Raw genomic sequence first — 10,710 nt, forward strand, 5'->3', positions numbered from 1 at the left:
CTCCGTGTCAGGTGGGAATTTTATGTAAATTTGATTTTTCACCGGAACATTCTACCCCTTACCTGCGTCTAATCATTCGGGATGCGGCAGTCGATGCCGCAAATCGGAAGGAGATTAGGATGAATAGAGAGAATTGGATCAAGCGATTTGCTAAGCGAGCAATCGTAGCCAGCTTGCTAGTAGCGCTTGTAGGCACAGGTTTTGGAGCAAAGGAACAAGCAGATGCAGCAGAGCGTCAGCCAATCAAGCTGGTGTTTGTGCACGGGTCGAAGCAAATGACATTGAATGGCAAAGCGCAGCAAATGGCGACGCCGCTGCCGGTAGTAAAAGGAGTCACCATGATTCCGGTTCGTACGATGGCCGCCTCAGTAGGGGCAAGCGTATATAACGATAGCAAGGGCACTCATATCGATACTTATCTCAACAAAGTGACGTTAAACGTCAACATGCGCGGCGCGGTCCGCAACGGAAAATATATGGTTATGCCAAATGCGGCAATGCGCATTAATGGTACGATGCATGTGCCATTGTCCTCCGTTAAGCTGCTGTGGAACGCAGCATATGTGTACAATGCACAGCTCAAACAAATTACAATAACGATTCAGCCAGATCCGAACATCGCTCCGGTAGCGAATTTTAAGGCTCCGGTTCAAGTGAAGCTTGGCGAGCCGGTAGAATTTGAGGATCTTAGCTATGATCCTGATGGAAAGATTCTGAAAACGGAATGGACGGGTCGCAAAAGCGCGTACTTTGAACCGGGGGTTTATGCGGTTACGCAATCCGTTTATGATAACGATGGCACTTGGAGTCCACAAGCGGTGCAGGATATTACGGTTACTGACGAAGTCATGTACACGCCTTATGAATACTACATGCGCTATGGTAATCCCGGCGATAAATTCGGCGTGGATGCAAAGCTGATGAATAGCTTTGAGGATGTTCCTACTTTTGAAACAAAAGGCTATACGACATTGTATATGTCCAACGCGCCGGAGCGGTTTTTTGGCGAAGGACTGCTGTATGAGGATGTACTGGATGGTCCAAGCCGCATGTTCATTCATCATCGGAACGGCGCTGAAGAACGGATGAAATTAGCAGTTGTGGTTACGAATTTGCAAAGCGAAGCGATTACATTGACGTTAGGCAACCGAGGCTTAGCGGGTCCAAGCGTGAATGCGATGCAATTTGGATCTGCCGCAGTGACAAGATACCTGACGGGCAGCTTGCCTCGCGAGATGATTATTGAACCTGGTACATCGGCTGTGCTGCTGCCGGAGCTGGAGAAAATCATTATGAATCCAGGAGAAGGCTTCTCTGGTTTGCTGGACGTTGACTCGGATGGACCATTGACGTTCTCGACGATGGCTCTGAGAGAATGGTCGGACGCTTTAAGCTCGGTGTTCAATCTGGAGCAGCTAGAGAAGGTAGGCAATCGGGGAAGATTTTTGGATACGGATCAGTTGATTGAAGTAAATGAGACTATTGGCCTTAAAGAGGGCAAGCTCCGTCTAGGCAGCCGCGGCACCAGCATGGTTGGTGTAGATGCGCTGACTGGCGAATCGACATTCAACGGCGGGGAATATGGGGCAGTGACGACAATCAAGCTTAAGGATGTCACCTACGGTACCCGCATTATCCTCAATCCGCGAGCAGGCATCTTTCAAGGCGCGGTTTCTGTAAATGGCAATGTTGTATCTGTCCCGACAGGCGGGCACTTGAACTTGGGAGAAGGCGTATTGATTTATACGCAGAAGAAACCGGAGGATGGGCAATCGGCTCCTAAGCTGCCGCCGGAAGTTACCATTACGTATACATCACCGGGGGCTAGTTCGTTGCCGATCTTATTCGTATTTTTACCGGGTTACGATTTTGAATAATTGACTTCAGGAGGATATGCCGTTTAACAGCGGCAGTCCTCTTTTTTTGTGATTAGCAGCAGTCGTCATGTATAATAAAGGTGCTAGTTATGATTTGAACCAATTAGGAGGGTGATCAGCATGGATCAACCAATCACAAATAACGGCGCGAGCCGAGTTCAGGCGAAAGCCATGTTCGCAGGAGGATGCTTCTGGTGCATGGTTTCACCATTCGAGGAAATGCCAGGCATTATAAAGGTCGAATCCGGATACACGGGCGGGCATACCGTAAACCCAACCTATCAGGAGGTTTGCTCGGAGACGACAGGTCATGCGGAAGCGGTGCAAATTACGTATGATCCGCAAATTTTCCCGTACGAGAAGCTGCTTGATATATTCTGGAGACAAATTGATCCGACTGATGCAGGCGGGCAGTTCCATGATCGCGGCGAATCGTATAGAACCGGCATTTATTATTATGATGAGCAGCAGCATGCGCTTGCGGAAGCTTCCAAGCAGGAGCTTGAGGCTAGCGGCCGCTTTGATCGTCCAATCGTGACGGAGATCGAGCCTGCGCAAGCTTTCTATCCGGCAGAGGACTATCATCAGGGCTATCACAAATCGAATCCTTACCGCTATAAAATGTACCGTAAAGGCTCCGGCCGCGACGCGTTTATTTCGCAGAACTGGACCGTTAAGAAGGACCAAGCCGAGCTTAAGCAGCAGCTCACTCCAATCCAGTACGAAGTGACGCAAAACAGCGGAACAGAGCGTCCGTTCACCGGCGAATACTGGGATCACACCGAGGATGGCATCTATGTGGATATCGTCTCGGGTGAGCCGCTGTTCAGCTCCCGCGACAAATACGATGCGGGCTGCGGCTGGCCGAGCTTCACGAAGCCGCTGCAGGCTGCTGCGGTTTCCGAACACACAGACACTACGCATCATATGGTGAGAGTCGAGGTTCGAAGCAAAGAGGGCGATTCCCATCTTGGCCATGTGTTCGATGACGGACCTCATCCGACAGGACTCCGGTACTGCATTAACTCCGCATCGCTGCGGTTCGTCGGCAAAGACAAGCTGGAGCAGGAAGGGTACGGCGAGTACCTGCATCTGTTCGAGCAATAGAATCAGAAGACCCGTTAAAGTCATTTGATCGAAGGAGATTCGGAAGATGAACATTGAGGAAGCGATTCGCACGCGAAGAACGATAGGCAGAGTGAAGAAGGACCCCGTTGAGCGTGCGTTAATTGAAAGGCTGCTGGACGCAGCAGCGTGGGCGCCTAGTCATTTTAATACACAGCCATGGTCATTTATTGTTATGACAGGTGACGGAAGAGAGCGGCTTGCTGAAGGCTACGCACGCGTATCTGCTGCCGCAGTTCCTGAGCTGATCGGGGAGCAGCTTGAAGAGCGATTGGCTAAGGAACGTACGAAAGCCTACCGATCGCCTGTCGTAATTGCAGTCATATGCTCGCCATCAGACGATCCGCGCGCGGTGCTGGCAGAAGAGCTTGCGGCTGCTCAGGCAGCCGTGCAAAATCTGCTGCTGGCTGCCCATGCAAATGGGCTTGGAGTGATTTGGCGTTCCGGTGACCCGATGTATCATCCACTTATGAAAGAAACGTTTGGGCTTGCGGAGAAAGACCAAATCGTCGGTTTTTTATACTTGGGCTATCCTGACATGGTTGCGCCAGAGCCAAAGCGAATTCCTGCTACGGCGAAGACCGTATGGCTGGTGTAGCAGCTATGAAAAAAACCGCAGTGTTCGTCAATAACGAACGCTGCGGTTTTTTTTTGCCAAACGAGACGGGGCGCTAAACAAGCTTTTTAATCGTAAAGTTGGCTTGAAGCACATACCAATTTTGCGGGAACGGAACGCCAAGCACCCAGTAGCTGACGCCGCGCAGTTTATAGGTTTTGACCAGATTGAATTTGGCCTGTACGCTGCGCGCATCCTCAAACCAGACGATATGCTCGCGCCCTTCCTCATCATAATAGCTGTAGTAAGGCGATTGACCTTCATCGTCATATTTGATTTCAGCGCCATATTTGCCTGCACGCTCTACCGCTTCCTTCGGACTGACGGTTGGGGCCCATTTTGCTCCTTGCACATAAGGAAGCGTCCAGTCATAGCCGTATAACGGCATGCCCATTACGATTTTTTCAGCTGGAATGACGGTCAGGGCGTAGCTAAGCACCTTATTAACCTCGTTCAGCGGTGCGACGGCACGCGGGGGACCGCCAGACCAGCCCCATTCATAGGTCATTAATATGACAAAATCAACGATACGTCCATGAGCGGGATAATCATGTGCTTCATACAGAGTGCCGGTCTGGGCGGCGCTTATTTTAGGAGCGAGGCAGGTGGATACGAGATAGTTTTCCGGATGAAGACTGTCGACAAGTCTTTGCAGAAATGCGTTGTAAAGCTCGCGGTCAGCGGGAAAGATGTACTCGAAATCTACATTTAGCGCTAGATAACCCTTTTGATTCATCGTTGCGAGAATGTTAGTGATAAGCTTCTGTTGAAGATCGGGATTGGCCAAAATCGTATGTGCGATATCCGAGCTGAACGTGCCGTTCTCGAAATTTGTAATTACCATCATTGGAGCGGCACGCTTGCTGTAGGCGGCGTTAATTATAGCTGAATCGTCTAACGTCGTTAAAGTGCCATCGGTCTGTACGCGGTAGCTGAACGGACTCAGGTAGGTTAAATATTCACCGATTTCCTCAACGATTTCGACGCCTGCGGGTCCAAATTTCTCCGTATAAGCATTGACTTCAATCGTTGGTCGAGCTGGCTGCGGAATGACGATCGTTTGGCCGGGATAAATAAGTGCAGGATTAGTAATCTGGTTGGCAGCCGCCAGCTCCTGCAGCGAAACGCCGTATCGCTGGGCAATCTGCCACAGTGTTTCGGAAGCACGTACCCTGTGACTGGCTGCTTCGGTTGGAATGATTAGCGATTGTCCAACGATGAGCACCGTTTGATTACTCAATCCGTTGGCTGCTGCAATATCATCTACGGAAACGTCATGGTTCTGTGCCAGCTTATAAAGCGAGTCACCTTTTTGCACGACATGGATCAGCACCTTCGCCGAACCTCCTTTTCAAAATCAATCTGCATGCTCAAGCGACCGCCCTTGCCTGCCGCTTCTTATTCCAAAAAACTCACCGTTATAACTCTATTCAAAGAGAGCTATTCCTAGTCTGCTTATTACAAAGTATGAATGTATAAACGAACAGCTTTTTTTGCTGTAAAATTCTGAAAAATCATAGCCAATCGCGGAAGGAATACGGAGCATTGGGAATAATAAGCAAGCAGAGTGGAAAAACGGTGAAAAATGCCTTTTTTTCTTACGGTTGATTCTGTTCATTGTAATTGATGATCGACACTTTGCTGATGCTGCTGATTGCGGCAGTGAGGATCAATGGGGATAAATACGGCGCGCTGCTGCAGGTAATCCCCTTTTTTTGGTTAAGCAGTTCTGAATTTCCGGTTCTTTTCTTCAAAAAAACGAACCTTTATAAAACATTCTCTTTTAATGTTCGTATTTCATTGACAGTAGTTTGGGGATTAGATAAACTAGAATAGGTTTGAGGCAGAGATACTGCCGAAGCGAAAACGGCTGTCGAATTTCCTCGAATGGAGGCGGCGGCGTTGCGCGTAAATTTATAACTGGAACATAAGGTTGAATCTGATTATTTTCTTCCTATTTTATTTAAAGTCACCCTCGTATATATTTGGGATTAGGCCTGAATGTTTCTACCCGGAAACCTTAATTTTCGGACTACGAGCAAGATGAATGGATAAGCGAATCAAGCGAGTTGCATCAATTGACACCAACAGGATCTCGGCTTGGATCGCCATATAGCAAGTTCGCAGCTCATATATGCCCTTTTAAGTTGGACATAGGTTGCCTCTCTTATGGGGCAGCCTTCTGTTGTCTCTCAGGCATATTGGCCCGGCTTGCTCGTCCTCATTGAAGTGAAGCTTAATGGATGTCCGCAGTCATTGCGATTGCTTGTTGATCCTTAATGCTTCCGCTCGAGTCCTGCGGCATTCCTATTTAATTGGTTGCTGGCGGGCTTTTTCTGTTTTTTACGGCTTTAAGTCATAGTCGCTTGATGGTTTATAAACTTATACATGAAAGTGGGTTTGATCGCATGTCTGCGAAGGTTGGCGTCATCATGGGCAGCAAATCGGATTGGGACACAATGAAACTAGCCTGCGACGTTTTGGAGGAATTGCAAATTCCTTATGAGAAAAAGGTCGTTTCGGCACACCGGACGCCGGACCTCATGTTTGAATACGCGGAAACTGCGGTAGAGCGCGGGCTAAAGGTGATTATCGCCGGGGCTGGCGGAGCTGCACATTTGCCCGGCATGGTCGCTGCGAAGACGATTTTGCCGGTTATTGGCGTTCCCGTAAAATCCTCAAATTTGAGCGGGCTGGATTCCTTGCTCTCCATCGTTCAGATGCCTGGCGGCATCCCGGTAGCTACGGTAGCAATCGGCAATGCGGGCGGAACGAATGCAGGACTTCTGGCAGCGCAAATGCTCGGAGCTTTCGACCCTGAGGTGCAAGCGCGCGTGGAAGCGCGCCGCGAGCGCATTAAGCAGGAAGTGCTTGAAAGCAGTGAAACGCTATGAGCAGCGAAACGGACAAGCAGCCTATCCACACGCTGCTGCCAGGCAGCACGATCGGCATACTTGGCGGCGGGCAGCTAGGCCGAATGATGGCGAATGCGGGCAGTGCGATGGGCTATCGGTTCATCGCGCTTGATCCAGTCGCGGACAGCCCGACCGGGCAGGTTGCCGAGCAAATCGTTGCCGCCTATGATGATCGCGAAGCGGCTCGCGAGCTTGCGAAGCGTTCGGATGTCATCACTTACGAATTCGAGAATGTGGACGCCGATGTGGCAGCGATGCTGATGGAGGAATCCTACGTGCCGCAGGGCAGCAAGCTGCTGTACACGACGCAGCATCGGCTTCGCGAGAAGCAAGCGATTGAAGCGGCAGGCGTGAAGGTTGCACCATATCGCGAAATTCGCAGCACTGATGAGCTTCGCGAGGCGGTTGCCGCTTTCGGTACGCCCTGCGTGCTGAAGACGGCGATGGGCGGCTATGACGGCAAGGGCCAATGGGTTATTCGCAGCGAGGACGAAATCGAGGAAGCGTACGAGACGCTCTCGCGAGCTAAGGTTCAATTGGTACTGGAGCAGTTCATCCGCTTTGACAAGGAATTATCGGTTATAGCGGCGAGAAGCCCGCAAGGGGAGATTAAAGCTTTTCCCGTTGCGGAAAACATACATGTCGATAATATATTGCACTTGTCTATTGTTCCGGCAAGAATCAGCGAGGAGCTGCAGCGCGAAGCGGAACGGCTTGCGATGCAGATTGCTGAAGGACTTGGCGTAGTTGGCCTAATCGCAGTGGAGCTGTTTGTGACGGCAGATGGCGAGCTGTTCGTGAACGAGCTTGCCCCTCGCCCGCATAACAGCGGCCACTACACGATGGAGGCATGCCGGACGTCGCAGTTCGAGCAGCATGTGCGCGCTGTGTGCAACCTGCCGCTCGGCGATACGGCGCTGATGAGCCCTGTTGTTATGGTTAATGTGCTCGGCCAGCATGTTGAGCCGCTCCTTGCCCTCACGGCACGGCAGGATGAGGCCGCTAAGCGTCTCAAGGTAGCACCGAAGCTGCATTTGTACGGAAAGAAAGAAGCTGTCTTTAAGCGGAAGATGGGACATGTCAATGTCTTGGCAGAGAACATAGATGCTGCGCTTAGCTGGATTGAAGAAACAACTATTTGGAAGGTGTGAAGAATTAATGTTAGAGCGTTACAGCAGACCGGAAATGAGAGCGATTTGGACAGAGGAAAATAAATTTAGAGCGTGGCTTGAGGTTGAGCTTTGCGCATGCGAGGCTTGGTCAGAGCTAGGCGTTATTCCGAAGGAAGACGTAGTTGCGCTTCGCGCCTCTGCAGACTTCGATATTGACCGAATTTATGAAATCGAGCAGGATACGCGCCATGACGTTATCGCGTTCACGCGCGCCGTATCTGAGAAAGCGGGCCCTGAAGGCAAATGGGTACATTACGGCCTTACTTCCACCGACGTTGTAGATACAGCAATCGGCTACCTGCTGCTTCAAGCGAACGATATTCTTGTCAAAGATATCGAACGCTTTATCGAAATTTTGAAAAACAAAGCGCTGCAATACAAGGATACGCCTATGATGGGCCGTACGCACGGCGTACATGCTCAGCCAACGACCTTTGGTCTGAAAATGGCGCTTTGGTACGAGGAAATGAAGCGCAACCTGGAGCGTTTCCACCATGCGGCTGACAACGTTCAATTCGGCAAAATGTCAGGCGCTGTCGGGACCTTTGCTGACATCGACCCTTTTGTTGAAGAATTTGTATGCAAGAAGCTTGGTATCACTGCAGCTCCTATCTCTACACAAACGCTGCAGCGTGACCGCCATGCTGAATATATGGCGACACTTGCGCTTGTAGCTTCATCGCTCGACAAGTTCGCAACCGAAATTCGCGCCCTGCAAAAGAGTGAATTCCGTGAAGTGGAAGAGCCGTTCGCCAAAGGTCAAAAAGGCTCCTCGGCGATGCCGCATAAACGCAACCCAATCGGCTGCGAGAACATTTCCGGCTTGTCCCGCGTCATTCGCGGACATATGGTTACGGCTTACGAGAACATTGCCCTATGGCATGAGCGCGATATCAGCCACTCATCCGTTGAGCGGATTATTTTGCCGGATGCAACGATGCTGCTCAACTACATGCTGAACCGTTTGGGCAACATCATCAACAACCTGACCGTGTTCCCGGAAAACATGAAGCGCAACATGCAAGCGACATACGGCGTACCGTTCTCGGGACGCGTATTGACGAAGCTGATCGACAAAGGCTTCAGCCGCGAGAAAGCTTATGACACCGTTCAACCGCGCGCGATGCAGGCGTGGGAGACACAGCGTCAATTCCGCGACATCATCGGCGAGACTGAGGAAATTACAAGCGTGCTGACTGCGGAAGAAATCGACGATTGCTTTAACCCGGCTTGGCATCTCAAGCATGTCGATACGATTTTCACTCGTTTGGGATTGATTTAAGGGGAGGCTGGCCTGATGACCGCAACATCACACGCTTTATCGACGGCTGTCGATTATATCAAAGCTCCGCTTATTTACAAAGGAAAGGTTCGCGAGCTGTATGATCTGGGCGAGCACTTTCTGATCGTCGTAACCGACCGCATCTCCGCGTTCGACTACGTGCTTGACCCGGCTGTGCCGGACAAGGGCAATGTGCTTAACCGCCTGTCGGCGTACTGGTTCGAGCAAACAGAGGGCATCCAAGTGAACCACGTTGTTCATACCGATGTAGAGAAGCTTGGCGAACTCGTAACCGAGCCTGAGCTGCTCAAAAACCGTATCATGGTTACTCGGAAAGCAGAACGCATCGATATCGAATGCGTCGTACGCGGCTATATCACGGGCGGCGGCTGGAGACAATACCAGCAAACGTCTGCAATCAACGGCATCGAGCTTCCGGCAGGGCTTCATAAAAACGAACGTTTTCCTGCGCCAATCTTCACGCCGGCTGCAAAAAACGACGTTGGCCACGACGAGGACATCCCGTTTGAGAAGATGGCTGAGATGGTCGGCGCCGAGCTTGCCGAAGAGCTTCGCGACCGCAGCATCAAGCTTTATGAATTCGCTCACGGCTATTGCGCCGAGCATGGCATCATCCTAGCCGATTGCAAATTCGAATTCGGTCTTATTGACGGAAAAGTCATTCTTATCGACGAAATCTTCACGCCTGACTCCTCCCGCTTCTGGGCGGAGGACAACTATGCGCTGGATATAGAGATCGACAGCATGGACAAAGAACCAGTGCGCACCTACTTGCTCGGCTCCGACTGGGACCGCGACAGCAAGCCGGCACCGCTTCCGGAGTCCGTAGTAGCCGAAACAACGGCACGCTACCGCGATATTTATCGCCGCCTTACAGGCGCTGAGTTGTAGAAGGCTTTCGCATTATTGACTGTTCTCTGTGCTGAACCAATTCGCTCACCATGCAGCGAGAGGTCAGGATAGCTCATTTCAAGCAAAACCGCGTCAAGCGCAAGCGACAACGTTAACAAAGGGGCGCAACAGCGTCTGAAGCAATGCAGAAGCTATTGGCATGCAGAATGCGTGCAGTAATAAGGCTCTTAGCATGCAGAATGCATGCAACGAGGCAGGCAGCCAGCGAGAGCGCTGCTGCACCCCATAAATGCAAGGCAGCCAGCGAAAGCAAAGGCTGCACTAATCAATCCGGTGGCCAGTGACAACGCGGCCACAAAAAATTGCTTCACCGACCACCCTCGCAAAAGGTCTTAAATGAAAATGTGCGAAGCTCGGAGAGCGGGGAGTTGTTGTCGTAGAGCGACAGCGATCGCTTCTTGAAGCCGGGAAATTACCGCTAAGCGTGTAATCAGAATTTCCCGGCTTCTAAAGCGACGAAGACAATAACCCCCGCGCCCGAGCGGCTGCCACATTTGACAATTAAGCTGCTGCGAGAAAAACCCACATTTTCAGGAGGCTATTATGAAGGCAACCGTCTACGTCACCATCAAGCAAAACGTTTTGGATCCACAAGGAACCGCTGTACAAGGCGCGCTTCACACACTGGGCTTCTCCGAAGTCGAAAAAGTACGCATCGGCAAATATTTGGAGCTTGAGCTTGACACGACTGACCGCGCAGAAGCGGAAGTACGCATCAAAGCAATGTGCGAAAAGCTGTTCGCGAACACGGTTGTAGAAGATTTCCGTTTTGAACTGGAGGGATAAGGCG

9 protein-coding genes and 1 riboswitch are annotated in these 10,710 nt (G+C 50.9%); of the genes, 8 read left to right on the forward strand and 1 reads right to left on the reverse strand.

Annotated features, from left to right (window positions below):
* The first annotated feature begins 119 nt into the window (after positions 1 to 119).
* The 3 genes from AC1TPC_RS23935 to AC1TPC_RS23945 all read left to right on the forward strand — a co-directional run bounded on the left by AC1TPC_RS23935 (position 120) and on the right by AC1TPC_RS23945 (position 3,600).
* Positions 120 to 1,877: a stalk domain-containing protein gene (locus AC1TPC_RS23935; protein ID WP_482069265.1), complete on the forward strand. Its 1,758-nt coding sequence runs from the start codon at positions 120 to 122 to the stop codon at positions 1,875 to 1,877.
* A gap of 120 nt (positions 1,878 to 1,997) precedes the next feature.
* A complete protein-coding gene (gene msrA / locus AC1TPC_RS23940) occupies positions 1,998 to 2,984 on the forward strand; it encodes a peptide-methionine (S)-S-oxide reductase MsrA (protein WP_482069266.1) in 987 nt (328 codons plus the stop codon).
* 46 nt (positions 2,985 to 3,030) lie between these two features.
* On the forward strand, positions 3,031 to 3,600 hold the full coding sequence (locus AC1TPC_RS23945; protein ID WP_482069267.1) for a nitroreductase family protein: 570 nt from the start codon (positions 3,031 to 3,033) through the stop codon (positions 3,598 to 3,600).
* Between the two features lie 73 nt (positions 3,601 to 3,673).
* On the opposite strand, the gene AC1TPC_RS23950 is transcribed toward AC1TPC_RS23945, so the two are convergent.
* Positions 3,674 to 4,951: a glycoside hydrolase family 18 protein gene (locus AC1TPC_RS23950; protein ID WP_482069268.1), complete on the reverse strand. Its 1,278-nt coding sequence runs from the start codon at positions 4,949 to 4,951 to the stop codon at positions 3,674 to 3,676.
* A gap of 622 nt (positions 4,952 to 5,573) precedes the next feature.
* Positions 5,574 to 5,673, forward strand: a riboswitch (purine riboswitch).
* 353 nt (positions 5,674 to 6,026) lie between these two features.
* On the opposite strand from AC1TPC_RS23950, the gene purE reads away from it, so the two are divergent.
* The 5 genes from purE (at position 6,027) to purS (ending at position 10,706) form a co-directional block, all read left to right on the forward strand.
* Positions 6,027 to 6,512 (forward strand): 5-(carboxyamino)imidazole ribonucleotide mutase, encoded by a 486-nt coding sequence (gene purE / locus AC1TPC_RS23955; RefSeq protein WP_053377464.1) that lies wholly within the window; start codon positions 6,027 to 6,029, stop codon positions 6,510 to 6,512.
* Positions 6,509 to 7,684, forward strand: coding sequence for a 5-(carboxyamino)imidazole ribonucleotide synthase (gene purK / locus AC1TPC_RS23960; RefSeq protein WP_482069269.1), 1,176 nt, complete (start codon positions 6,509 to 6,511; stop codon positions 7,682 to 7,684). Before purE ends, purK begins: the two co-directional genes overlap by 4 nt.
* 7 nt (positions 7,685 to 7,691) lie before the next feature.
* Positions 7,692 to 8,987, forward strand: a complete 1,296-nt coding sequence (gene purB, locus AC1TPC_RS23965; protein WP_482069270.1) for an adenylosuccinate lyase — start codon at positions 7,692 to 7,694, stop codon at positions 8,985 to 8,987.
* Positions 8,988 to 9,002: 15 nt separating this feature from the next.
* Positions 9,003 to 9,899 (forward strand): phosphoribosylaminoimidazolesuccinocarboxamide synthase, encoded by an 897-nt coding sequence (locus AC1TPC_RS23970; protein WP_482069271.1) that lies wholly within the window; start codon positions 9,003 to 9,005, stop codon positions 9,897 to 9,899.
* Positions 9,900 to 10,460: 561 nt separating this feature from the next.
* The gene (purS, locus tag AC1TPC_RS23975) at positions 10,461 to 10,706 is read left to right on the forward strand and encodes a phosphoribosylformylglycinamidine synthase subunit PurS (protein ID WP_175598164.1); all 246 of its coding nucleotides are present in this window, start codon (positions 10,461 to 10,463) and stop codon (positions 10,704 to 10,706) included.
* The last annotated feature ends 4 nt before the right edge of the window (positions 10,707 to 10,710 follow it).

The organism is Paenibacillus sp. Y280 (genome assembly GCF_056786335.1).

Bases quoted from the DNA above. Each gene is read 5' to 3' on its own strand.
- AC1TPC_RS23970 (WP_482069271.1), top strand. From the start codon at position 9,003: ATGACCGCAACATCACACGCTTTATCGACGGCTGTCGATTATATCAAA.
- AC1TPC_RS23945 (WP_482069267.1), top strand. From the start codon at position 3,031: ATGAACATTGAGGAAGCGATTCGCACGCGAAGAACGATAGGCAGAGTG.
- purE (WP_053377464.1), top strand. From the start codon at position 6,027: ATGTCTGCGAAGGTTGGCGTCATCATGGGCAGCAAATCGGATTGGGAC.
- purK (WP_482069269.1), top strand. From the start codon at position 6,509: ATGAGCAGCGAAACGGACAAGCAGCCTATCCACACGCTGCTGCCAGGC.
- purB (WP_482069270.1), top strand. From the start codon at position 7,692: ATGTTAGAGCGTTACAGCAGACCGGAAATGAGAGCGATTTGGACAGAG.
- AC1TPC_RS23935 (WP_482069265.1), top strand. From the start codon at position 120: ATGAATAGAGAGAATTGGATCAAGCGATTTGCTAAGCGAGCAATCGTA.
- msrA (WP_482069266.1), top strand. From the start codon at position 1,998: ATGGATCAACCAATCACAAATAACGGCGCGAGCCGAGTTCAGGCGAAA.